Source organism: Ramlibacter sp., assembly GCA_019635435.1.
Taxonomy (GTDB): domain Bacteria; phylum Pseudomonadota; class Gammaproteobacteria; order Burkholderiales; family Burkholderiaceae_C; genus JAHBZM01.
Window position 1 is genome coordinate 1,339,388 of sequence record JAHBZM010000001.1, and the last position, 23,125, is coordinate 1,362,512.

The window sequence follows — 23,125 nt, forward strand, 5'->3', positions numbered from 1 at the left end:
CCTGCTGGCCCCAGTGGGCTGGCAGGGCGGTACTGCTTTCATGGCCACCAACTTCCTCACAAAAATATTCGGCAGCCGTAACGACCGCCTCCTCAAGCAGTACCGCAAGACGGTCGAACGCATCAACGCGCTCGAGCCGCAGTACGAGAAACTGGACGATGCCGGGCTGCGCGCCAAGACCGAGGAGTTCAAGGCCCGCGTCGCCGCGGGCGAGACGCTGGATGCGATCCTGCCGGAGGCGTTTGCCGTGGTGCGCGAAGGCTCCAAGCGCGTCATGAAGATGCGCCACTTCGACGTGCAGATGCTGGGGGGCATGTCGCTTCACAACGGCAAGATTTCCGAGATGCGGACCGGCGAGGGCAAGACCCTGACCGCCACCTTGCCCGTGTACCTGAACGCACTGACCGGCAAGGGCGTGCACGTGGTCACCGTGAACGACTACCTCGCCAACCGCGATGCGCAATGGATGGGCCGCCTGTATGGCTTCCTCGGTCTGTCCGTGGGGGTCAACCTGCCCAACATGTCGCGCGAGGAAAAGCAGTCCGCCTACCGGTCCGACATCACCTATGGCACGAACAACGAATTCGGCTTTGACTACCTGCGCGACAACATGGTGTACGAGGTGCAGGACCGCGTGCAGCGGGGCCTGAACTACGCCATCGTGGACGAGGTGGACTCGATCCTGATTGACGAGGCGCGAACGCCGCTGATCATCAGCGGCCAGGCCGAGGACCATACCGACCTGTACATTGCGATGAACCGCGTGGTGCCCCTGCTCACGCGCCAGGAAGGCGAAGCCAACCCGCTGACCGGCGAAGGCGTGATCAAGCCCGGTGATTTCACGCTGGACGAAAAGTCGCATCAGGTCTTCCTCACCGAGCAGGGCCACGAGAATGCCGAGCGGATCCTGTTCAACCTGGGCCTGATTGCCGAGGGCGCCTCGCTCTACGACCCCGCCAACATCGCGCTGATGCATCACCTGTACGCGGCGCTGCGGGCCAACCACCTTTACCACCGCGACCAGCACTATGTGGTCCAGGAGGGCGAGGTGGTGATCGTCGACGAGTTCACCGGCCGGCTGATGTCGGGGCGGCGCTGGAGCGACGGCCTGCACCAGGCCGTGGAAGCCAAGGAGGGCGTGGCCATCCAGGCCGAGAACCAGACGCTGGCCTCGATCACCTTCCAGAACTACTTCCGCCTCTACGGCAAGCTCGCCGGCATGACCGGCACGGCCGATACCGAGGCCTATGAGTTCCAGGAGATCTACGGGCTCGAGACCGTGGTGATGCCGCCGAACCGGCCGAGCCGGCGCGACGACCAGCTTGACCGCGTCTACAAGACCACGCGCGAGAAGTACGAAGCCGCCATCAAGGACATCCGCGAATGCCACGAGCGCGGCCAGCCCGTGCTGGTGGGCACCACGTCGATCGAGAACTCCGAAATCATCGACCAGTTGCTGACCAGGGAAAACCTGCCACACCAGGTGCTCAACGCCAAGCAGCATGCGCGCGAGGCGGACATCGTGGCGCAAGCCGGCCGGCCCGGCATGATCACCATCGCCACCAACATGGCGGGCCGGGGCACCGACATCGTGCTGGGCGGCAATGTGGAAAAGCTCATCGAAGCGGTTGAAGCCGATGAGTCCCTGGACGCCGCCGCGAAGGCGGCGCAGATCGCGTCGCTGCGCGAGCAATGGACCAAGGACCATGAGTCGGTGAAGGCGCTGGGCGGCCTGCGCATCATCGCCACCGAGCGGCACGAGTCCCGCCGGATTGACAACCAGCTGCGCGGCCGTTCAGGCCGGCAGGGTGACCCGGGTTCCTCGCGCTTTTACCTCAGCCTGGACGACCCGCTGATGCGCATCTTCGCGGGCGACCGGGTCAAGGCCATCATGGAACGCCTCAAGATGCCCGACGGCGAGGCCATCGAGGCCGGCATCGTCACGCGCAGCATCGAAAGCGCCCAGCGCAAGGTGGAAGCGCGCAACTTTGACATCCGCAAGCAGCTCCTGGAGTACGACGACGTCTCCAACGACCAGCGCAAGGTGATCTACCAGCAGCGCAACGACATTCTCGACGCGGCTGACCTGTCCGCCCAGATCGCCTCCCTGCGCGAAGGCTGCTTCACCGATCTCGTGCACCAGTACGTGCCGGAACAGTCGGTGGAAGAGCAATGGGATCTGCCCAGGCTCGAGCAGGTGCTGCGCGAGGAATGGCAGATTGAACTGCCACTGCAGGGCGAGGTGCAGGCGGCCAGCGCCATCACCGACGAGGACCTGGTCGCCCGGGTCCTGCAGACGGCCAATGAGGTGTTCGATGCCAAGGTCAAGCTGGTGGGCGGTGACCAGTTCACGCAGTTCGAGCGCGTCGTGCTGCTGCAGAGCATTGACACGCATTGGCGTGAGCATCTGAGCGCGCTTGACTACCTGCGTCAGGGCATTCACCTGCGGGGCTATGCGCAGAAGCAGCCCAAGCAGGAATACAAGCGCGAGGCCTTTGAGCTGTTCGGGCAACTGCTGGACTCCGTGAAGAATGACGTCACCAAGGTCTTGATGACGGTTCAGATCCAGTCCAGTGAGCAGATTGGCGAAGCCGCCGATGCGCTGGAAAACCGTGCCGAACGCATTGCCAACGTGACCTACAGCGCACCCACCGAAACGGGTGAAGTCGAGACGCGCGTGGATGCCGCCACAGCGCGCCAGCCCGGCCCCTTTGCCGACGGCATGCCCCGCGTGGGCCGCAACGATCCCTGCCCTTGCGGCAGCGGAAAAAAATACAAACACTGTCACGGCAAGCTGGCCTGACACCCCGCTGAAACATTTTCTTGCCCGCTGCGTTGGAAACAACGCAGCGGGCTGTTTTTGTTGCGCCTCAAGGGCCTACTGGGAATATCCTTTAATGCTTTTGTAACTGTTATTACATTCTCTAGCAGAGAGGTCTGCTTTGATACATCCGACCCCTGTCAAGGTTGACAGGGGGTGGCCCACGTCAAGCCTTGTTTCGAATTTCAATGAATGCACCATTTTTTTACGAGGTGCATCATGGAAGTCGTTGAAAAGTCCCCGCAGCATCAAGTTGTGAACCCGCCCCTGAGCGCGCAGCTGCAGCGCCGCCTGGCCAGGGAGTTCACCCCGCGCTGGAACGAACAGTGGGGCGGCAAATTCATTCTTCATGGACGGCCTGTCACGGAGGCGGCCGTGCGCCTGGATGGCAATGACTACCTGGGCATCAGCGGGCATCCCGAGATTGTCCAGGCGCAGGTCAACGCCTTGCGCGAGGACCGCGAGTCGGTGATCCAGTCCGGGGTGTTCCTGCTGGACGCCCACCCTTCCCACACGCTGGAGAAGTCGCTGGCCCAGTGGGTGGGCAAGGAAGATGGCTACCTCTGCCAGTCGGGCTATTCGGCCAACGTGGGGTTGCTGCAGATCATCGCGGACGCGCAGACGCCGGTGTACCTGGACACGCTGGCCCATGCCTCGCTGTGGGAAGGGGCCCACGCCGCCCGTGCGCCGGCGCATGCCTTTCGCCACAACGATGTCCAGCATCTGGAACGCATGATCGCGACCCACGGCCCGGGCGTGGTCGTGGTGGATTCGGTGTACAGCACCACGGGCGCGCTGTGCCCGCTGGAGGCCATCGTGCAGGTCTGCGAACGCCGCGACTGCATGATCGTGGTCGATGAATCCCATTCACTCGGAACCCATGGCCCGGGTGGTGCCGGCCTGTGCGCCGCCCTGGGGCTGACCGAGAGGGTTCACTTCATCACGGCCAGCCTGGCCAAGGCATTCGCGGGCCGTGCGGGCTTCTTCACGGCGCCAGCGAGCATGCGCTACTACACGCTGATCAGCAGCTACCCGAACATCTTCAGCTCGTCGCTGCTGCCGCACGAGGTGGCCGGCCTGGCCGCCACGCTCAAGGTGATCCGCGCCAGTGACGATGCGCGGCGCCGGCTGCACGCGAACACGGTGCGGGTCAGGGCCAGCCTGTCGGACCTGGGCTACCCGATCCACCAGGGCAGTGAGCAGATCATCGCGCTCGAAGCCGGCACCGAACCGGCCGCCATGGTGCTGCGCGACGAGCTTGAAGCCCATGACATCGTGGGTGCCCTGTTCTGCGCCCCGGCCACCAGCCGCAACCGCGCCATGGTTCGCCTGACCCTGAACGCCGCGCTGACCGAAGCGGAGATCCGCCATGTTGAAACCGCCGCCGAGGCGCTGGCGCCGCGCCTGAAGCCCTGGGACTGGCCGATTGCGCGGCGCCTGCGCGTGCGCGCCGATCAGCCCTGAACGTTGCGCTGCTCCTGCCGCGCCAGCCACCGCGCGTAGCTGTTGGCGATGTCGGGGCAGAATTCCGGCGCCACGTTGAACAGCGCGCCCAGCAGCGTTTCCTCCCGGCCGACCGCGAATGCCGGCGTCAGCTCGGGCGCCGCGCTGTGGCCCAGGGCCTGCCGCAGTTCGAGGTCCACCAGCTTGCGCCCCGTGCGGATGTCCTCGAGAGCGCCGGCCTTGACGCCTTCCGCCTCGGCCAGCTCGGCCAGGTCTGACAGGCCGGCCGTCGGCTCCAGCTGGAGCCAGCTCACGCGGCCGTTGGCATTCATGCCCAGAACGCCGAAGGGGTCGCCGATCACCACATGCTCGACCCAGCGCTTGGTGGCCAGATCGCGCAGGTCGCGCCCCACCGAAGGCACGCGCAACAGCGCGTTCTGTTCCGGGGTGAGCGTGGCACGCCAGATCTGGGCATGGCGCGCATTGGGGGCGGCCATGAGGTGCTCCACGGCGTCAATCAGCCGGTGCGAGATGTCGGGCGTCTGCTTCGCGATGAACTGGTCAATCAGCCCCCGGTTGAAGGCGTTGACGGCCACCTGCTCGTCCGCCTGCCCCGTGAGCAGGACGCGTGAACCCGGCCAGTCGACCAGCTCGCCCAGGGCCTGCAGCCCGTCCATGGCGGGCATGGAGTAGTCCACCACGCAGATCCGGGTCAAGGCATAGCGTTCGGTGTACTTGGACCAGTAGCCCAGGATCTGGGGGATCAGCGGGCGGCCTTCGCGCCACTGGTCGACCAGCTGCTGCTGGTTCCAGGCGTCGGCCTCCCAGAAGGGGGGCTCCTGCTGAAGGTAATTGATGCACTCGTACGGACGCAGGAACAACCGCAGATGCCAGTGGCGCGGCAGCACCAGGGCGAGCATCTCGAGATAGTCCGGATCGTCATCGAGAAAGACGATGGCGCCGGGGCGTTGGAACAGGGAGAAACTCATCGGTGGGTGCTGCGCGCTCGCGGTGGGGGGTGGTGCATTGTGCTATTCCAGCAAGGGGAGTTCAATGGTGAAGCTGGCGCCCTGGCCCAATGCCGATTTGACACGAATTGAACCGTTTGCGCTCTGGATCACCCGTTTGCAGAACGCCAAACCCAGTCCGTGCCCGGTTCCGCGGTCCGTGGAAAAGAACGGCTCGAAGATCTTGTCCTGCAATTCCGGGTCGATGCCGCCGCCCCGGTCAGTGATGACGATGCGTCCCCTTTCGTGCAGGGTGCCGACCTCGACCAGCAGGTCGCCGGGCTGCGCCGCGGTGTTGGCCGCGGCCAGCGACCTGAGCGCGTTCTTGACCAGGTTGTTGATGACCTGGGAGAACAGCGCCCGCGATCCCGCGAACTTGAAGTCCCGCCGGATCTGCAGCACCACGCTGTCCTTTTCACGCGCGCTGCGGTAGGGGTAGTCGCGCAGCGCGTCGCCGACGACTGTGCCGGCGGAGACCGACTCCTTGTGGTTCGGCAGGCGCAGCAGGCGCGCATTGGCGATCTGCGCGTCGATCTGGTGGTTCATGTTGCGCACCAGCGAATGCAGCCGCCCCGCAAGCCGCTCGAGCTGCTGCGCCGAAGCCTCGGGCACATGGGGCCGTTCATTGCGCATCGCATCGCCGATCAGGGACATGGTGGCCAGTGGCGTGCGCAATTCATGGGCCATGATGCCCATGGTGGTCAGCGTGTTGTTCAGGTGTTCGCGCCGCAGGTTCGCGGACGACAGCCCCAGCAGCAGCCCCATGCTCATGCTGAACGCAATGACCACCGCGTTGATGGCGAACTGCTGGTCGGTCAGCGCGGGCACCGCGGGGCCCATCCACTGGAACAGCGTCCATGCGATGCCGGCGCCGGCGCCGATGCCCAGCGTTGCCAGGCGCCAGTCGGTTGCATAGTAGTAGCTCAGGATCATCGCGCAGATGCTGGCCAGCCAGACGGTATTGCCACTGTTGCACAGGTACATCCAGCTGAACAGGAACGGCAGCTCGAACCAGAACACCGCGCTGAACACCTGGCCGGCCAGCCGGCTCGAGGGGTCGTTGCTGATCCGGTTGCTGATCAGCAGGCAACCGGTCAGGCCGGTGAACCCGCGCAGCCAGATGTTTTCATAGGGCTGAGGCAACCAGTGGCCCCAGATCCAGTAGAACAGCGGGTGGCCCGTGAGCGTGAACAGGCCCAGCCCCTTCATGCGCAGGGGTGACGTGTGCAGCACCGGCACCAGCGGCGCGTCCACCACCTCCTGGCGAAGCCATTGGCGCACGCTGGCCCAGGCCGAGCGGAAGGGCCTGGAACGGGCGGTGGAGGAGGCGGGATGTGATGGCACGGGAAGGCACGCGGGTAGTGCCGTGATATTGTCCCGGTTCTTTTACAACACGTCGATGCAGTTACCTGTTAACTTTGACAGCGTCAGCCTTGATGGCATTCTGAGTGACTGGATCTGCGCGCTGCGCGAGTTCTCCGTGGAGGCCGTGGTGGTGCTGGGTCCGGACCCGTTCGGGACCGTCGAGGACCGGCAAGTGCTGGCCGTGCATCCCCCCGTGGTGGCGGACGCGGCCCAGGCACTGGCGGAGAGCCGCGACTTCGGCGCGCCCTGGCGCGATTCCGACGCGCCTCTGGTGGCCTGGCAGCACATTGCCAAGTCAGACCACCTGAGCGCGGGGCGCTGGCGGCTGCTGTCCCTGGCGCATGGCTTCCAGACGGTGATTCGCGTCGAGTTCTCGCTGCCGGCGGGCCGTGCCTTCGAGTGTTTCATGTTCAGTCCGCGCGAGCTGAACGACCGGGCCGAGGCCGCATCGCTGGTCTGGTCGGCGCTGAACATCTGGCCCCTCGTCCGGCGGTGCATTGCCACGGCGCGCTCCACGCTGAGCCCGCGCGAGCGCGAATGCCTGGTGCTGGCCTTTGAGGGGCTGACCGCGCGCGAGAGCGCGGCGCGCTTGCACTGCAGCGACCGCACCGTCAACTACCACCTGGCGAATGCGATGAACAAGCTCAAGGTCGACAACAAGATGGCGGCCATTCAGCGCGCCTGCTGGATCGGCGCGATCTGAACGACGTCGGTGGCCGCCTGTTCGTAGGCGTGCGCCAGCTGCAACACGGCCAGATCGCCGCGCGGCCGGCCAATGAGCTGCAAGCCCATGGGCAGGCCCGTGGGCCCGAAGCCCGCGGGCACGCTGATGCAGGGCAACCCCGCGAACGTGGCGTAGATCACCACTTCCATCCAGCGGTGGTAGGTGTCCATGGCGCGGCCGCTGATGGCGGCGGGCCAGCGCAGGCTGGCGTCAAACGGCCACACCTGGGCGGTGGGCAGCGCCAGGAAGTCGTACCGCTCGAACAGCTTCAGCATCTGGTGGTAGAAGGTGCTGCGCTGCGCGCTTGCCGCCAGGAACTGGTTGCCGCTGAGGCCCTGGGCCTGCTCGTGCTCCCACAGCGCCTCGGGCTTGATGAGCGCGCGGTTGGCCGGCTTGAGCAGGAACGGCGCGATGCGCGCGGCCACCAGCGCGCGCCGCCAGACCAGCCAGGCCTGCCACACCGCCTCCGGTGAAAACCCGGGCGCTGTGGCCTCCACAGGGCAGCCCAGGGCCTCGAGCCGCGCCAGCGCCTGGCCACAGACCTCCAGAATGCCCGGCTCCATCGGCAGGTAGCCCCCCAGGTCGCCGAGCCAGCCGATGCGCCAGCCACGGGGGTCGCGCGCCAGATCCGTGGCAAAAGGGGAAGGGTCCTCGGCGATGGCCAGCGGCGCATCGGGGTGCGGTCCGGCCTGGATGGCCAGCAGCTGCGCCACGTCGCGCACGCTGCGGCCCATGGGGCCTTCGGTGCCCAGTTGCGCCACCCAGAGGTCCGGCGTGGGCGCCATGGGCACCCGCCCCTGCGAAGGCCGCAGCCCGAAGACGTTGTTCCAGCCCGCCGGGTTGCGCAGCGAGCCCATGAAGTCCGAGCCGTCGGCCACCGGCAGCAGGCGCAGGGCCAGCGCCACGGCCGCACCGCCGCTGCTGCCGCCGGCCGAGCGGCTGGGGTCGAACGCATTGCGGGTCAGGCCGAACACCTCGTTGAAGGTGTGCGAGCCCAGGCCAAACTCGGGCGTGTTGCTCTTGCCGATGACGATGCAGCCGGCCGCCTTCATGCGGGCCACCATCAGGCTGTCCTCGCGCGCGACAAAGTCCCGCATCAGCGGCGAGCCCAGGGTGGTGGGCAGGCCGGCGGCGTTGGCCAGGTCCTTGATGGCCTGCGGCATGCCATGCATCCAGCCCATCGATTCGCCGCGCGCCAGTCGGGCGTCGCGTTCGTCGGCCTCGCGCAGCACCGCTTCGGGCTCGCGCAGGCTCACCAGGGCGTTGTAGCGCGGATTGAGTTCGTCGATCCGCGCGAGGTAGGCCGTCATGACTTCGCGGCACGACACCTGGCGGGCGTGGATCAGCGCTGACAGCGCGTGGGCGGGGAGTTCGGTGAGGTTCATGGAGGGGCCGGCACGAAGGGTTTATATTGCGGTGCGAACAGCCCCATTTTGGAGCCTGCCCCCCATGAATGACGATCACGACCAGACCGCCTCCTTGATGTCGCCCTCCAAACTGGCGCGCATCAAACCGCAGCAACCCGTCTCACCCGGCGCCTGGCTGGACCAGATGGCTGCTGACGTGGGCCAGCTGCAGGTGGTGAATCTCACGGCGGCCCAGCGTGCGCTCGCGGGGCAGCTGCGCGCCGGGGACCTGCAGGCCGTGGTCGCTCCCGTCCAGGCCCTGCAGGCGGCCCAGCAGGCGCTGGACTTCAATCTGCTGCAGACCCGCGGCTGGTGGGCCCGTGCCACGGGCAAGGCCCGCAGCGCGGGGGCGGAGTTCGCGGGCCAGGTCGAGCAGACCGCGGACGCCATGAAGGCGCTGACCGCCAAGGTGTCGGCCCTGCAAAAGGTGCAGACCGAGAGCGTGACGGCCACCGAGCGGACGCTGCTGGATGTCGAGGTCGAGCGCCGGGCGCTCGACCAGATCGTGGAGCAGGGCGCCAAGTGGCTGCAGGACATGCGCAACCAGTTACAGCAGCGCCATGCCGCCGCAGCCGGGGGCAACGACCCGGTCGCGCAGCAGCAGGTCAAGGCCGATGCCCAGCGCTGCGAAATCCTGGTGGCGCGGCTCAAGGCCTTGCGCGCGCTCGGCGCCGGTGCCGAGCAGGCCCTCGACGAAACCCGCGAGGCGCTGGCGCGCCGCGGTGCGCTGTTGCAGATGCTGGCGCAGGCCTTGCCCGCCACCTTCCGCAACTGGAACACCCGCCTGTCCAGCCTCGCGGCTGCTGCATCGGGCGGCTCCGATGCGCCGGCCCTGAGCCTTGAAGGTCCCCAGGAGATCCACCAGCAGATGCTCAAGCAGGTGGCGCAGGCCCTGGCCGATTGCGCGGGGCTGCAGGCGTCCGAGCAGGTGCTGGCGGGCCATCTGGACTCGCTGGGCCAGCAACTGGCCGCCATTCCCGGAAACTGAGCGGATGACTTTTCTCGCGATTGATGTCGGGAACACCCGGCTCAAGTGGGCCCAATACGCCTCCCCCACTCCCGGCCAGGAGCCGCTGGCCCATGGTGCCGAGTTCCTGGAGAACATCGACAAGCTGTCCGACGGCAGCTGGGCCGGGCTGCCCGAACCGCAGCGCATGCTGGGCTGCATCGTGGCCGGTGAAGCCGTCAAGCGCCGGGTCGAGGAGCAGATGGAGCTGTGGGACGTGGCCCCCCAATGGGTGGTCTCCAGCGTGTCAGAGGCCGGGCTGACCAATGGCTACGACCATCCGTCGCGGCTCGGTGCCGACCGCTGGGTCGCCATGATCGGGGCGCGCCACCGCATGCTGGCGCGCGGCCCGGCGCGGCCGCTGGTGGTGGTGATGGTGGGCACCGCCGTGACGGTCGAGGCGGTCGACGCGGCCGGCCATTTCCTGGGCGGCCTGATCCTGCCGGGCCACGGCATCATGCTGCGCGCGCTCGAGTCCGGCACCGCGGGCCTGCACGTGCCCACGGGCGAGGTGCGCGACTTCCCCACCAACACCAGCGACGCCCTGACCAGCGGCGGCACCTTTGCCATCGCCGGCGCGGTGGAGCGCATGATCCAGCACGTGCGCCGGCACTGCGGGGCCGAACCCGCCTGCGTGATGACCGGTGGCGCGGGCTGGAAGATGGCCCCGAGCATGTCGGTGCCGTTCGACCTCGTGGAGAGCCTGATCTTTGACGGCCTGCTGGCCATTGCCAGCGAACGGTTCGCGAGCTGAGCTGGTTTGCTACTGAATTGCTAGCACAAAGTGGCCGCCAGTCCTGGACTCCAGCCCTTATTGACCAAAATTCTCAGGCACTGAGGCCGTCGGCCGCCTGAAACAGCGCCTGCCGCGCCTGGCTGATGATCTGGCCCTTCCAGGCGTCGGTGTCGGTGTAGAACGCTTCCATCATCTGCTGCTTGATCTGCCGGGCCAGCTCGGGCGGCGCCTCGGGGTGCTGGTGCAGCCAGTGGTCGCCGCGCAGCGCGTGCATCACGTCCAGCACGGGCACGGTGCCGTACTCCATGGCGATGCCCGTGTACTCGGCCTGCGGGCACTCGTCGTACACCGATGACCACATCAGGCCGGTCAGGAAGGCCGAGGTGGACGAGCCGTCGTAAATCGAGGTCACCGGGGTGGCGCCGCCGCCATCCCACCACTGGCGCGCCCGCTTCACGGCCGCGTCGTCGTCGTCGCCGGCATAGATGCGTTCGCCCACGCCGTTGGGCCCCAGGCCGGTGTGGATGTCGATCCACGCCAGCCGCGCGGCGCGACGGCCGTGCTGGCGCAGCACCTGGCGCAGCGTCTGGTTGCTCCAGGTGGGCGCGGTGCCGCCAAAGAACAGGCCGTCGGCAAACTCATGCTGGCCGCGTGAAATGGCGGCCTGGTAGGCCGCCTGCCCGCGCGTCGCCAGGAACTGGCCGATCGCCGCCGTGTTCTCGGCCGAGGGCGGCCATTCCTCGGGTAGCAGCAGGGGCTGGACTTCGCGGTAGGCCTCGTTCACCGGCAGCGGCTGACTGAAGTCGTGGAAGTTGCGGTTCAGGTCCACGTTTTCCTGGGTCACGCGGCGCACATGCGAGAACCCATGCGGGTTGAGTGCGTGGATGTAGAGCACGGCCACGCCCTGCGCGCGGGCCTTGTCGCGCCATTCCTGGTCGTGCAGCGCGTACACCTGCACCCCCGTGCCGCAATAGCCCTCCACGCCATGGCAGGCGCTGCTGAGCACCAGCAGTCTGCGGGCGTCGGCCGGGCCGTCCAGCACCACGTCCATGGCCAGGTCTTCGCCGTCGCGGCCCGGCAGCGGATGGGCATGGGATTCGACCGCCAGCCCCGCGGCCGCGGCGGCCTCGAGGAACTTGGCTCGGGCTTCGGCATAGCTGGAAGAGAAAGCCTGCGGGATGCCGATCATGCCGCACCCCCCTGGTGTGCAGGGGCCACGCCGGCGCCAGGGGCCAGCCACTCCTCGGCCAGCCGCACCCAGTAGGTCGCACCCAGCGGGATCAGGTCGTCGTTGAAGTCATAGCTCGTGTTGTGGATCACGCAGGGGCCGCCGCCATGCCCGATGTCGCGGTGGGTGCCGTCGCCGTTGTCGATGAAGCAGTAGGCGCCCGGCTTTTCCAGCAGCATGAAGGCGAAGTCTTCCGCGCCCATGGTGGGTTCCTGGCGCAGCACGTTGTCCTCGCCCACGATGGACAGCATCACGCGACGCGCGAATTCGGCCTCACGCTCGTGGTTGATCAGCGGCGGGTAGTTGCGCACGAACTCGAAGTCGCAGCTGGCCTCATGGGCCGCGCACACATGCTCGGCCACCTGCTTCATGCGCCGCTCGATCAGGTCCAGCAGTTCCAGCGAGAAGGTGCGCACCGTGCCCTGCAGTTCGCAGGTGTCCGGCACCACGTTGGTGGCTTCGCCGGCATGGATCATGGTCACCGAAATCACGCCCGGCTCCACGGGCTTCTTGTTGCGGCTGATGATGGTCTGGAAGGCCTGCACCATCTGGCAGGCCACGGGCACCGGGTCAATGCCGTCGTGCGGCAGGGCCGCGTGGCTGCCCTTGCCGCGGATGGTGATCCTGAATTCATTGGCCGACGCCATCACCGGCCCGGGGCTGACCGCGAACTGCCCGACCTTGCCGCCCGACCAGTTGTGCATGCCGAACACCGCTTCCATGGGGAACTGCTCGAACAGGCCGTCCTTCATCATCTCGCGGGCGCCGCCGCCGCCTTCCTCGGCCGGCTGGAAGATCAGGTACACCGTGCCGTCAAAGTTGCGGTGCTGTGCCAGGTGCTGGGCCGCCGCCAGCAGCATGGCCGTGTGGCCGTCGTGGCCGCAGGCGTGCATCTTGCCGCTGTGCTGGCTGGCGTGGGCGAAGGTGTTGGACTCCTGCATGGGCAGGGCGTCCATGTCGGCGCGCAGGCCGACGGCGCGCGTGCTGCAGCCGTTCTTCACGATGCCCACCACGCCGGTGGTGCCCAGCCCGCGGTGGATCGGGATGCCCCATTCGGTGAGCTTGGCCGCCACCAGATCGGCGGTGCGGACTTCCTCAAAACACAGTTCGGGGTGGGCGTGAATGTCGCGGCGGATGCCGGCAATGCCAGCGGCCTGGGTGACGATGGAATCGATGATTTTCATGAAGGCTCCTGGTCCGCTATCGTAGCCGCGCCGGCGCGTGCGCGCAGGGCCGCGGCGGCCCGATTTCTGTGTAGTAATAAAGAAGGAATGAGGGAAGCAATACCCCGGCGGGCCGGGCCGCGTGCTGTTTGGGGCTACAGTCAGGCGCATGATTTCTCCCCGCAGTCTCGAGCTCGCGCAGACCCTGGTGCGCCTGAACACGGTCAGCGCCAACTCCAATCTGGCGCTGATCCACTTTGTCCGCGACGAGCTGCTCAGGCTCGGCGTGCGCAGCCGCCTGACCTACAACGCCGACAAGACCAAGGCCAACCTGTTCGCCACGCTGGGCGAGGGCAAGCCCGGTGGCGTGATCCTGTCGGGCCACACCGACACCGTGCCCTGGGACGGCCAGGACTGGCAGACCGACCCGCTGGGCGGCGTGGTGAAAGACGGCCGGCTTTATGGCCGCGGCAGCGCCGACATGAAGGGCTTCATCGCGATCGCGCTGGCCCATGCGGGCCTGTTCCTCGAAAGCGCCGCGCCGTTCGCCGTGCACCTGGCGCTCAGCTACGACGAAGAGGTGGGCTGCTTCGGGGTCAGGGAACTGATTGCCGACATGCGCGATGCCGGCATTGCGCCGCTGGCCTGCATCGTGGGCGAGCCCACCGACATGGTGCCCGCCATCGCCCACAAGGGCGTGTACCGCTACCGCTGCTGTGTGCGCGGCAAGGAGGCGCATTCATCGCTCACCCCGCAGTCGGTCAACGCCATCGAGATGGCCGCGCGCGTGGTGGGCAAGCTGCGCGACATGGCCGAAGGCCTGGAGCGCAACGAACCGCGCTATGAAGGGTTTGACGTGCCGTTCTCGACCGCCAGCGTGGGCCAGTTCCATGGCGGCATGGCCGACAACGTGGTGCCGCGCGATGCCGAGTTCCGCTATGAATTCCGCGACCTGCCCACGGCCGACGTGGCGGCGCTGCAGGCCGAGCTGGTGGCCCATGCGCGCGCGCTCGAGCCGGCCATGCAGCGTGTGGCGCCCGATGCAGGCTTCAGTTTTGAGCCCATTTGCGAAGTGCCCAGCTTCCTGGGCTCAGCCGGTGACCCGGTCACGCGGCTGGCGCAGCGCCTGTCGGGCGAATCCGGCACCACCCTGGTGGCGTTTGGCACCGAGGCGGGGCTGTTCAAGAGGGCCGGCATTCCCACCGTGGTGTGCGGCCCTGGCAGCATTGTCCAGGCGCACCAGCCCGACGAGTATGTGAGCCTGGACCAGCTGGCGCGCTGCGAGGCCTTCATGCAGGGCCTGAGCGCGGCGCGCGAGATCGGCTGAGCCCGCGCGCTGCTGTCTGAGGCTCAGGGGGTGGGCAGGCTCAGGGCGTGACCTTGGGCGTGCCGTCGGGCTTCACGTCCTGCGGGCCCTTGGCGGGCGGCAGTTTGCGGGCCAGCGTGTTGCCGGCGTCGCGCACGGCGCCCGCGGCGCGGTTGCCGGTTTTCTTCACGGCCTTGCCGGCCTTTTTGGTGGTGCGTTTCACCGCCTTGGCGGGCCTGGAGTTTTCGGCCTTCTGCACCACTTCAGCCGTGGGCTTGTTCTTGTTGGCGGCATTGGGGTCGTTGGGGTAGGCCTCGCCAGCCTTGTTGGCCGAGGTGGGGCCCGGGCCCGTGGGGTTGGCGTTCTGGGCCTGGACCTGGAAGGTCAGGCCGCAAGCCATCACGGCCAGCACGGCGGGCCATTGGCGAAGCAGGGGGGTGGTTTTCATGGCGTCTCTCCTGGATGGGGAAGCCGCAGTATGGCGCGGCGTGGGCCGGGCGGGGGCCCGGGACGCCTCCAGCCATCCAAAAGGGGACCCTCCTGACAGCCCGGCAAGGCGCCGGCTGACAAGGCGCCGGGCTGCCTTACTCGCGCACCCGGCCCTGCGAGTCGATCAGGCTCAGCTCCACCAGCTTGGAGCCCACGTGCTCGTCGACAAAGTGGACGCGGAAGCCACCGATGTTGACGTCATCCAGGCCCTCGATGGCTTTCTTGAGCCGCGCGGCGTTCACGTCCTTGCCGGCGCGGCGCAGGGCTTCGGTGAAAGCCCGCGCTGCGATGTAGCCCTCCAGCATGTAGACGTTGGGCTTGCCCAGCTTGGCCTGGGCCGCATCGGCCTGCAGGTCACGCACCACCGCCAGGCGGGCGGTGTCGCTCTTGGGCACCACGCGCACCAGCACCACGCCCGCGCCCACCGGGCCCAGCAGGCCGGCCAGCAGGCCCTCACCGGTGTTGGAGAAACCGTAGATCGGGCCCCGGAAGCCTTTGCCGCGCAGGTCGCGGATGGCCGTGGCGGCGCCCTTGGCATCACCAATCACCAGCACCGACTCGGGTTTGGCGGCCATGGCCTTGTCCACCTCGGCCAGCGGCAGCGTGGCCAACAGGTTGGCGCCCATGCCGTTCATGGTGCGCTTGGCCGAGTCGAGCGCGGCCAGCGATTCACCGTCGGCGGCGTGCAGGATGGCCAGCTTGCGCGCGCCCAGCGTTTCGGCATGGCGCGTGATGGCCGCCGCTTCCTCGGAAAAGCCGGGCCGCAGCGAATAGATGTTGGGATACAGCGCGCCATGCAGCTCATCGGCCGCCGCCATGGGCGCGAACATCAGCACCTCGGTGTCCTTGATGGCCGGGTAGGCCGCCGTGACCTGGGGTGAGCCGTAGTAGCCAAACAGCGCGAGCACGCCCTGGGCCAGCAGCTTGGTGGTGTTGGCGGCCGTGGTGGCCGGCACCCCGGCGTCGTCCAGCGTCACCAGGTCGATCTGCCGGCCCGCCACCCCGCCCGCGGCGTTGACACGGTCAAAGTAGAGCTTGGCCCCCTGGTGGAACGGCAGCGCCAGCGCGGCCGCCGGGCCCGTGAGCGCCACGGACTGGCCCAGTGTGATGCTGGTCTTGCTGACCCCATCCTGGGCGTGGACTGTGGCCACGCCCAGCGTGAGGGCGGCTACCATCAAGGCCCGAACGACGTTTTCGGCGAATTTCATGTTTTTGTCTCCTGCGTACGCTTGTTTTTGCTACCAAGGCCTTAGCTCTCAAACTATAGGGTTACTTCATGGGTGACACCATCCGCATCTCCCCTAGCGTCAGTTTGGTGAAAGCTTCGCACGAAGTGCGCGGCGCGTGTCCCCATGATTGCCCTGATACCTGTGCCCTGGTCACCACGGTTCAGGACGGCGTGGCGCTCAAGGTCCAGGGCAACCCCACGCACCGCCACACCGATGGCGCGCTGTGCACCAAGGTCTCGCGCTACACCGAACGCACCTACCACCCCGAACGGCTGCGTCAGCCGTTGCGGCGCGTGGGCCCCAAGGGCAGCGGCCAGTTCGAACCCGTGAGCTGGGACGAGGCGCTGGACGACATTGCCGCGCGGCTGCAGGCCATTGCGCAGCGCGACCCGCAGGCCATCGTGCCCTACAGCTACGCCGGCACCATGGGCCTGGTGCAAAGCGAGAGCATGGCGGCGCGCTTCTTCAACCAGCTGGGCGCCTCCCTGCTGGACCGCACCATCTGCGCCGCGGCCGGCACCGAGGGCCTGACCCAGACCCTGGGCGGCAAGGTCGGCATGAAGGTGGAGTTCTTTGCCGAGGCCAAACTGATCCTCATCTGGGGCAGCAACTCGATTGCCAGCAACCTGCATTTCTGGCGGCTGGCCCAGGTGGCCAAGCGCAACGGGGCACGGCTGGTCTGCATTGACCCGCGCCGCACCGAGACCGCCGACAAATGCCACGAGCACATTGCCCTGCGCCCCGGCACCGACGCCGCGCTGGCGCTGGCGCTGATGCACCAGCTCATCACCCATGACTGGCTGGACCACGACTACATTACCCGCCACACGCTGGGCTGGGAGGCCCTGCGCGAGCGCGCGCTGCAGTGGTCGCCGGCGCGTGCGGCGCAGGTTTGCGGCGTGCCGGTGGAGCAGATCGAGGCGCTGGCGCGTGACTATGGCGCCTGCTTCGTCAACGGGGAGCCCGCCGCCATCCGCCTGAACTACGGCATGCAGCGCGTGCGCGGCGGTGGCAACGCGGCGCGCGCCATTGCCTGCCTGCCTGCGCTGATCGGCGCCTGGCGGCACCGGGCCGGTGGCCTGCTGCTGTCCAGCTCGGGCATGTTCCCGGTCGACAAGGCCGCGCTGCAGCGCCCCGAGCTGCTGGCCGGGCGGACCCCGCGCACCATCAACATGAGCACCATTGGCGACGATCTGCTGCGCGATGCCTCGCCCGGCTTCGGCCCGCGCATCGAGGCGCTGGTGGTCTACAACAGCAACCCCGTGGCGGTGGCGCCCGAGTCGGGCAAGGTGGTGCAGGGCTTTGCCCGCGAGGACCTGTTCACCGTGGTGCTGGAGCACTTCCAGACCGACACCGCCGACTACGCCGACTACGTGCTGCCCGCCACCACGCAGCTGGAGCACTGGGATGTGCACCTGGCCTATGGCCACACCGATGCGCTGCTGAACCGCCCGGCCATTGCGCCCGTGGGCCAGGCGCGGCCCAACACCCAGGTGTTCCGCGAGCTGGCGCAGCGCATGGGCTTTGCCCAGCCCTGTTTCAGCGACAGCGACGAGGACCTGTGCCGCCAAGCCTACGGCGACAAGGTCGACTTTGAGGAATTGCTGGCCCAGGGCTTTGCCACGGTTCAGTGGCCGGACGCGCCGTTTGCCCAGGGAGGCTTCCCCACGCCCACGGGCCGCTGCGAGTTTTTCAGCGAGCGGCTGGCGCGCCAGGGGCTGGATGGCCTGCCCGACCACCTTCCCAATTACGAACTGGCGGGCAGCAGCGAGCGCTACCCGCTGGCCATGATCTCGCCGCCGGCGCGCAACTTCCTCAACTCCAGCTTTGTCAACGTCAAAAGCCTGCGCGACATCGAGGGCGAACCCGTGCTCGAGATCCACGAGAGCGACGCCGCGCCGCGCGGCATCACCTCGGGCGCCGTGGTGCGCGTCTTCAACGACCGCGGTGAGTACCGCTGCAAGGCCACGGTCTCGAAGCGCGCGCGCCCGGGCGTGGTCAACGGCATGGGCATCTGGTGGCGCAAGCTGGGGCTGGACGGCACCAACGTCAACCAGCTCACCAGCCAGAACCTGACCGACCTGGGCCGCGGCCCGGTGTTCTACGACTGCCTGGTGCAGGTCCAGGCCGACGCACCGGCCGCCGCCAGCGTGCCGGTGGCGTGAGGCGCGGGCTCGTCGTGGCCAGCGTTGCCTCCGTGCTGGCGGCCGGGCTGGCCGCGCTGTGCCTGGGCGGCTGCGCCAACGTGGGCTATTACTGGCAGTCGTTCAGCGGCCACATGGGCCTGATGAGCGCCGCGCGGCCGGTCAATGACTGGCTGGCCGAAGACGCCGCGCCCGAGGACCTCAAGGCCCGCCTGCGCCTGAGCCAGCGCATCCGCGACTTTGCGGTGAGCGAGCTGCACCTGCCCGACAACCCCAGCTACCGGCGCTACGCCGACCTGCACCGCCGCGCCGCGGTCTGGAACGTGGTGGCGGCGCCGGCGTTCTCGCTCACGCTCAAGACCTGGTGCTTCCCCGTGACCGGTTGCGTGGGCTACCGCGGTTACTTTGCGCAGGCCGACGCCGAGGCCGAGGCGGCGCAGCTGCGCGCCCAGGGGCTGGAGGCCACTGTCTATGGCGTGCCGGCTTACTCCACGCTGGGCTGGATGAACTGGGCCGGTGGCGACCCGCTGCTCAACACCTTCATCCGCTACCCCGAGGGCGAGCTGGCGCGCATGATCTTCCACGAGCTGGCCCACCAGGTGGTTTATGCCTCGGGCGACACCATGTTCAACGAGTCGTTTGCCACCGCGGTGGAGCGCCTGGGCAGCGCGCGCTGGCTGGCCACGCAAAGCTCCGACGCCGCGCGCGCCGAATACGCCGCATTTGACGCGCGGCGCAACCAGTTCCGCGCGCTGGCGCTGGCCACGCGCCGGCGCCTGGCCGACATTTATGGGTCAAAAGAGGCTGGAGTCCAGGACCGGCGGGCACAGCTTGCTATGAAAAATGAAGCATACGAGGCCTTCCGGCGTGACTATGCCGCGCTCAAGGCCCGCTGGGGCGGCTACAGCGGCTACGACGCCTGGGTGGCCCAGGCCAACAATGCCTCGTTCGGCGCGCAAGCCGCCTATGACGAGCTGGTGCCCGGTTTTGAGGCGCTGTTTGCGCGCGGCGCCGGCCACCCCGCGCAGCAGTGGCCGCAGTTTTATGATGCGGTCAGGCGGTTGGCCGCCATGCCCCGGGACGAGCGCCACCAGGCGCTGACCCTCACGCGTTAGAACAAGGAGACACACGGTGCCTGACATTCAAATCAAGCGGGAGCATGCGCTGGGCCTGGCCGGGGCGCGCAAGATCGCCTTCCAGTGGGCCGAGATGGCCGAAGAGAAGTTCGACATGGAATGCACCTACGAGGAAGGCAAGAGCGAGGACCTCGTCACCTTCACGCGCTCGGGCGTCAACGGCGAGCTCAAGGTCACCAAGGACTGTTTCGAGCTGGACGCGCGGCTGGGTTTTCTGCTGGGGGCTTTCAAGGACCGGATCGAGGGCGAGATCGTGAAGAACCTCGACACCCTGCTGGCCGCCAAGGCGCCGGCCGCCAAGAAGGCCGCGCGCAAGAAGGCCTGAGCGTGCGTCCCGCCGCGCCACGGGCCGGCCCGTGAGCCTGCCCAGCGTCAACCTCGCGCGCTTCGACCTGGTGTCGATCCGCCTGGCCGTGGCCTGCGCCCAGGGCGGCAGCCTGACCGCCGCCGCGCGCGGCTCGCACCTGGCGCTGGCGGCCGCCAGCCGGCGCATCCAGGAACTGGAGCAAGCCCTGGGCAGCCCGTTGTTTGAGCGCCATGCGCGCGGCCTCACGCCCACGGCGGCGGGCCGGGTGTTTGTGCGGCACGGGCTGGCGCTGCTGCAGACCGTGGAGCAGCTCAGCGGCGAGCTGGCCGACCTGCGCCAGGGTTTGTCACGCCACATCCGGCTGTGCGCCAGCACCGCGGCCATTAACCAGTTCCTGCCGCCGCTGCTGGCGCGCTACCAGCAGCTGCAGCCGCAGGTGCGCGTCGACCTGGAGGAGCAGGTGTCCGGGGCCGTGGTGGCCACGCTGCGCGAGGGCGGCGCCGACCTGGGCGTGTTTGTCGAAGGGCCCGACACCACGGGGCTGGACACGCACGATTTCCGCACCGACGAACTGGTGCTGGTGCTGCCCGCGGGCCACCGGCTTGCGGGCCGCACGCCGCTGGCCTTTGTGGATGCGCTGGACGAGGAGTGGATCAGCCTGAACGCCGGCGCCGCGCTGCTGCAAAAGCAGCAGCAGGCCGCGCTGGCCGCGCGCAAGGTGTTCAGGCTGCGCATGCAGGTGCGCAGTTTTGATGCCGTGGGCCACATGGTGGCCTCGGGCCTGGGCATTGCGCTGCTGCCGCGCGCGGCCAGCCTGCCCATCGTGCGCGCCATGAAGCTGGGCTGGCGGCCGCTGGCCGACGACTGGGCCCAGCGGCGCCTGCTGATGGCCACGGCGGCCGGGCGCGACGACCCGGCCGTGGCCGCGCTGCGGGACTTTCTGGCCCCGCCTTCGCAAAAGGCGAAGCCCCGCTCGCCCAGGCGGTAATGGACGCGGGCGGCTGGGCGCTGCACACTGCCACCCATGCAAACTTCTTCAGACACGGCGGCCCGCGGGCCGCTGGCCGGCCTCAAGGTGCTGGAACTCGGGCAGCTGATTGCCGGGCCCTTCGCGGCCAAAACCCTCGCTGACTTTGGCGCCGAGGTGGTCAAGGTGGAAACGCCCGGCACCGGCGACCCGCTGCGCAAATGGCGATTGCTCAAGGACGGCACCTCGGTCTGGTGGCAGGTGCAGTCGCGCAACAAGCGCTCGGTGGCGCTGGATCTGAAGGCGCCCGAGGCCCAGGCCATCGTGCGCCAGCTGGCGGGCGAGGCCGACGTGCTGATCGAGAACTTCCGCCCCGGCGCCATGGAAGGCTGGGGCCTGGGCCCTGATGACCTGCTCGCGCTGAACCCGCGCCTGATCATGTTGCGCATCAGCGGCTACGGGCAGACCGGCCCCTACCGCGACCGCCCCGGCTTTGGCGTGGTGGCCGAGGCCATGAGCGGCCTGCGCCACCTCACGGCCGAGCCGGGCCGCGTGCCGGTGCGCGTGGGCGTGAGCATTGGCGACACGCTGGCCGCGCTGCACGGCGTGATCGGCATCCTGCTGGCGCTGCAGCACCGTGCCCACAGCGGGCAGGGCCAGGTGATCGACGTGGCGCTGTACGAGGCGGTGTTCAACTGCATGGAAAGCCTGCTGCCCGAGTACAGCGCGTTTGGCGCGGTGCGTGAGGCGGCCGGCAGCGCCTTGCCCGGCATTGCGCCCAGCAACGCCTACCGCTGCAGCGACGGCGGCTACGCGCTGATCGCTGGCAATGGCGACAGCATCTTCCGGCGGCTGATGGCGCTGATCGGGCGCGACGACCTGGCCGCCGATCCGGGCCTGGCCGACAACGCGGGCCGCGTGGCGCGCGTGGCCGAAATCGACGCCGTGATTGGCGAATGGGCCGCGCAGCGCAGCGTGACCGACGCCCTGGCGGCGCTGGACCAGGCTTCGGTGCCGGCGGGCCGCATCTACACCGTGGCCGACATCGCGGCCGACCCGCACTACAAGGCCCGCGGCATGATCGACGAGGTGCAAATGGACGATGGCAGCCGCCTGGCCGTGCCCGGCGTGGTGCCCAAGCTGTCGCTCACCCCCGGCGGGCACCGGCGCAACGCTCCCGCGCTCGGGCAGGACACCGACGCCGTGCTGCGCGAGATCGGGCTGACGCCGGCGCAGATCGCCGCGCTGCACGAGCGCGGCATTGTGGCCGGCGAGAGGAGTACCGCATGACCCGCATCTACTTCAACGAGGTGGCCACGCGCGACGGCTTCCAGATCGAGCCCGGGTTCATCGCCACCGACGCCAAGGTGGCGCTGGTGGACGCGCTCAGCGCCTGTGGCTACGCCAAGATCGAGGTGACCTCGTTCACCTCGCCCAAGGCCATTCCCATGCTGCGCGACGCCGAGGAGGTGATGGGGCGCATCCGCCGTGTGCCGGGTGTGGAGTACACGGTGCTGGTGCCCAACCTGCGCGGCGCCGAGCGCGCGCTGGAGTCGCGCGCCGACGAGCTCAACCTCGTGATGTCGGTGTCTGAAACCCACAACCTGGCCAACCTGCGCATGCCGCGCGAGCACAGCTTTGCCGCGCTGGCCGAGGTGATCCGTCTGGCCAGCGGGCGCACACCGGTCAATGTGTCGCTGTCGTGCTGCTTTGGCTGCCCGATGGAGGGCGACGTGCCGCAGGCCGAGGTGATGCGTTGGGCCGAGCGCTTTGCCGGCCTGGGCGTGCGCGGCCTGACGATCTGCGACACCACGGGCATGGCGCACCCCGCGCAGGTGGCGCGGCTGGTGCAGGCGTTGCAGCAGCGGCTGGCCGGGCACCAGCTCACGCTGCATTTCCACAACACGCGCGGCATGGGCCTGGCCAATGTGCTGGCGGCCGTGCAGGGCGGCATCGTGCGCTTTGATGGCTCGCTGGGCGGGCTGGGCGGCTGCCCCTATGCACCGGGCGCCAGCGGCAACATCAGCAGCGAGGATGCCATCCACATGCTGGACGCCATGGGCTACGACACCGGCATGGACCTGCCGGCCCTGCTGGCCGTGGCGCGCCAGATGCCGCAGATCGTCGGGCACGAGGTGCCCGGTCAGGTGGCCAAGGCGGGGCGCATCACCGACCTGCACCCGGCGCCTGACTTCGTGGCGCAACTGCGGGAGAAGTTTGCATGATCGACCACCTGGACCATCTGGTGCTGACCACCGCCAACGAGGCCGCGTGCGTGGATTTTTACACCCGTGTGCTGGGCATGCGGCTGGAGAATTTTGTGGGCGGCACGCCGCCAGTGGCGCGCATGGCGCTGCGCTTTGGCCAGCAGAAAATCAACATCCATGTGAAGGGCCAGGAGTTCGAGCCCAAGGCCCACCTGCCCGTGCCCGGCGCGCTGGACCTGTGCTTTCTGGCCAGCGTGCCGCTGGCCGAGGTGATGGACCGGCTGCGGGCCGAGGGCTGGCCCATCATCGAAGGCCCGGTGCTGCGCACTGGCGCCACGCAGAAGATCCGCTCGGTCTATGTGCGCGACCCGGACCTGAACCTGATCGAGATTTCCGAGCCGGCGAAGCCACTATGAAATTCATAGCGGCTGATGGCCGCGG

Annotated in this window: 20 protein-coding genes; 13 read left to right on the top strand and 7 right to left on the bottom strand. The window is 68.2% G+C overall.

Annotation, left to right across the window (positions count from 1 at the left end):
• The first annotated feature begins 40 nt into the window (after positions 1 to 40).
• Both secA and cqsA read left to right on the top strand, forming a co-directional pair.
• Positions 41 to 2,803 (top strand): preprotein translocase subunit SecA, encoded by a 2,763-nt coding sequence (gene secA, locus KF796_06430; GenBank protein ID MBX3586261.1) that lies wholly within the window; start codon positions 41 to 43, stop codon positions 2,801 to 2,803.
• Between the two features lie 237 nt (positions 2,804 to 3,040).
• Positions 3,041 to 4,285 carry a quorum-sensing autoinducer CAI-1 synthase gene (gene cqsA / locus KF796_06435; protein MBX3586262.1) on the top strand — a complete coding sequence of 415 codons (1,245 nt, stop codon included), beginning with the start codon at positions 3,041 to 3,043 and terminating at the stop codon, positions 4,283 to 4,285.
• Here the strand turns inward: cqsA and KF796_06440 are convergent.
• Both KF796_06440 and KF796_06445 read right to left on the bottom strand, forming a co-directional pair.
• Positions 4,276 to 5,253, bottom strand: a complete 978-nt coding sequence (locus KF796_06440) for a response regulator (protein MBX3586263.1) — start codon at positions 5,251 to 5,253, stop codon at positions 4,276 to 4,278. The genes cqsA and KF796_06440 overlap by 10 nt on opposite strands.
• A gap of 42 nt (positions 5,254 to 5,295) precedes the next feature.
• Entirely contained in the window at positions 5,296 to 6,480 is a 1,185-nt protein-coding gene (locus KF796_06445) for a HAMP domain-containing histidine kinase (protein ID MBX3586264.1), read from the bottom strand.
• A gap of 190 nt (positions 6,481 to 6,670) precedes the next feature.
• Here KF796_06445 and KF796_06450 point away from each other — a divergent pair, with 190 nt between their 5' ends.
• Entirely contained in the window at positions 6,671 to 7,339 is a 669-nt protein-coding gene (locus KF796_06450) for a helix-turn-helix transcriptional regulator (protein MBX3586265.1), read from the top strand.
• Here the strand turns inward: KF796_06450 and KF796_06455 are convergent.
• Positions 7,309 to 8,745, bottom strand: a complete 1,437-nt coding sequence (locus tag KF796_06455) for an amidase (protein ID MBX3586266.1) — start codon at positions 8,743 to 8,745, stop codon at positions 7,309 to 7,311. The genes KF796_06450 and KF796_06455 overlap by 31 nt on opposite strands.
• A 64-nt stretch (positions 8,746 to 8,809) precedes the next feature.
• Here KF796_06455 and KF796_06460 point away from each other — a divergent pair, with 64 nt between their 5' ends.
• Both KF796_06460 and KF796_06465 read left to right on the top strand, forming a co-directional pair.
• Complete coding sequence (locus KF796_06460; protein MBX3586267.1) at positions 8,810 to 9,754, top strand: hypothetical protein; 945 nt, start codon at positions 8,810 to 8,812, stop codon at positions 9,752 to 9,754.
• 4 nt (positions 9,755 to 9,758) lie between these two features.
• The gene (locus KF796_06465; GenBank protein ID MBX3586268.1) at positions 9,759 to 10,526 is read left to right on the top strand and encodes a type III pantothenate kinase; all 768 of its coding nucleotides are present in this window, start codon (positions 9,759 to 9,761) and stop codon (positions 10,524 to 10,526) included.
• Positions 10,527 to 10,599: 73 nt separating this feature from the next.
• Here the strand turns inward: KF796_06465 and KF796_06470 are convergent, their stop codons facing one another.
• Together KF796_06470 and KF796_06475 are read right to left on the bottom strand one after the other, a co-directional pair.
• Positions 10,600 to 11,697: a M14 family metallopeptidase gene (locus tag KF796_06470; GenBank protein ID MBX3586269.1), complete on the bottom strand. Its 1,098-nt coding sequence runs from the start codon at positions 11,695 to 11,697 to the stop codon at positions 10,600 to 10,602.
• Complete coding sequence (locus KF796_06475; GenBank protein ID MBX3586270.1) at positions 11,694 to 12,920, bottom strand: amidohydrolase; 1,227 nt, start codon at positions 12,918 to 12,920, stop codon at positions 11,694 to 11,696. The genes KF796_06470 and KF796_06475 overlap by 4 nt, the downstream gene beginning before the upstream one ends.
• Before the next feature lie 148 nt (positions 12,921 to 13,068).
• Here KF796_06475 and argE point away from each other — a divergent pair, with 148 nt between their 5' ends.
• The gene (gene argE / locus KF796_06480; GenBank protein ID MBX3586271.1) at positions 13,069 to 14,226 is read left to right on the top strand and encodes an acetylornithine deacetylase; all 1,158 of its coding nucleotides are present in this window, start codon (positions 13,069 to 13,071) and stop codon (positions 14,224 to 14,226) included.
• A 40-nt stretch (positions 14,227 to 14,266) separates the two neighbouring features.
• Here argE and KF796_06485 read toward each other — a convergent pair whose 3' ends face one another.
• Both KF796_06485 and KF796_06490 read right to left on the bottom strand, forming a co-directional pair.
• On the bottom strand, positions 14,267 to 14,653 hold the full coding sequence (locus KF796_06485) for a hypothetical protein (GenBank protein MBX3586272.1): 387 nt from the start codon (positions 14,651 to 14,653) through the stop codon (positions 14,267 to 14,269).
• Positions 14,654 to 14,789: 136 nt separating this feature from the next.
• Complete coding sequence (locus KF796_06490; GenBank protein MBX3586273.1) at positions 14,790 to 15,902, bottom strand: ABC transporter substrate-binding protein; 1,113 nt, start codon at positions 15,900 to 15,902, stop codon at positions 14,790 to 14,792.
• Between the two features lie 68 nt (positions 15,903 to 15,970).
• On the opposite strand from KF796_06490, the gene KF796_06495 reads away from it, so the two are divergent.
• From KF796_06495 to KF796_06525, 7 genes are read left to right on the top strand one after another with little or no spacing between them, the layout of a single operon-like run.
• Positions 15,971 to 18,088 carry a molybdopterin oxidoreductase family protein gene (locus tag KF796_06495; GenBank protein ID MBX3586274.1) on the top strand — a complete coding sequence of 706 codons (2,118 nt, stop codon included), beginning with the start codon at positions 15,971 to 15,973 and terminating at the stop codon, positions 18,086 to 18,088.
• Positions 18,085 to 19,182: an aminopeptidase gene (locus KF796_06500; GenBank protein MBX3586275.1), complete on the top strand. Its 1,098-nt coding sequence runs from the start codon at positions 18,085 to 18,087 to the stop codon at positions 19,180 to 19,182. The genes KF796_06495 and KF796_06500 overlap by 4 nt, the downstream gene beginning before the upstream one ends.
• Before the next feature lie 16 nt (positions 19,183 to 19,198).
• Complete coding sequence (locus KF796_06505) at positions 19,199 to 19,528, top strand: polyhydroxyalkanoic acid system family protein (GenBank protein ID MBX3586276.1); 330 nt, start codon at positions 19,199 to 19,201, stop codon at positions 19,526 to 19,528.
• A gap of 31 nt (positions 19,529 to 19,559) precedes the next feature.
• Positions 19,560 to 20,498: a LysR family transcriptional regulator gene (locus tag KF796_06510; GenBank protein ID MBX3586277.1), complete on the top strand. Its 939-nt coding sequence runs from the start codon at positions 19,560 to 19,562 to the stop codon at positions 20,496 to 20,498.
• A gap of 36 nt (positions 20,499 to 20,534) precedes the next feature.
• Positions 20,535 to 21,767, top strand: coding sequence for a CoA transferase (locus tag KF796_06515; protein MBX3586278.1), 1,233 nt, complete (start codon positions 20,535 to 20,537; stop codon positions 21,765 to 21,767).
• Positions 21,764 to 22,702: a hydroxymethylglutaryl-CoA lyase gene (locus KF796_06520; protein ID MBX3586279.1), complete on the top strand. Its 939-nt coding sequence runs from the start codon at positions 21,764 to 21,766 to the stop codon at positions 22,700 to 22,702. Before KF796_06515 ends, KF796_06520 begins: the two co-directional genes overlap by 4 nt.
• Positions 22,699 to 23,100 (top strand): VOC family protein, encoded by a 402-nt coding sequence (locus KF796_06525; protein ID MBX3586280.1) that lies wholly within the window; start codon positions 22,699 to 22,701, stop codon positions 23,098 to 23,100. Before KF796_06520 ends, KF796_06525 begins: the two co-directional genes overlap by 4 nt.
• The last annotated feature ends 25 nt before the right edge of the window (positions 23,101 to 23,125 follow it).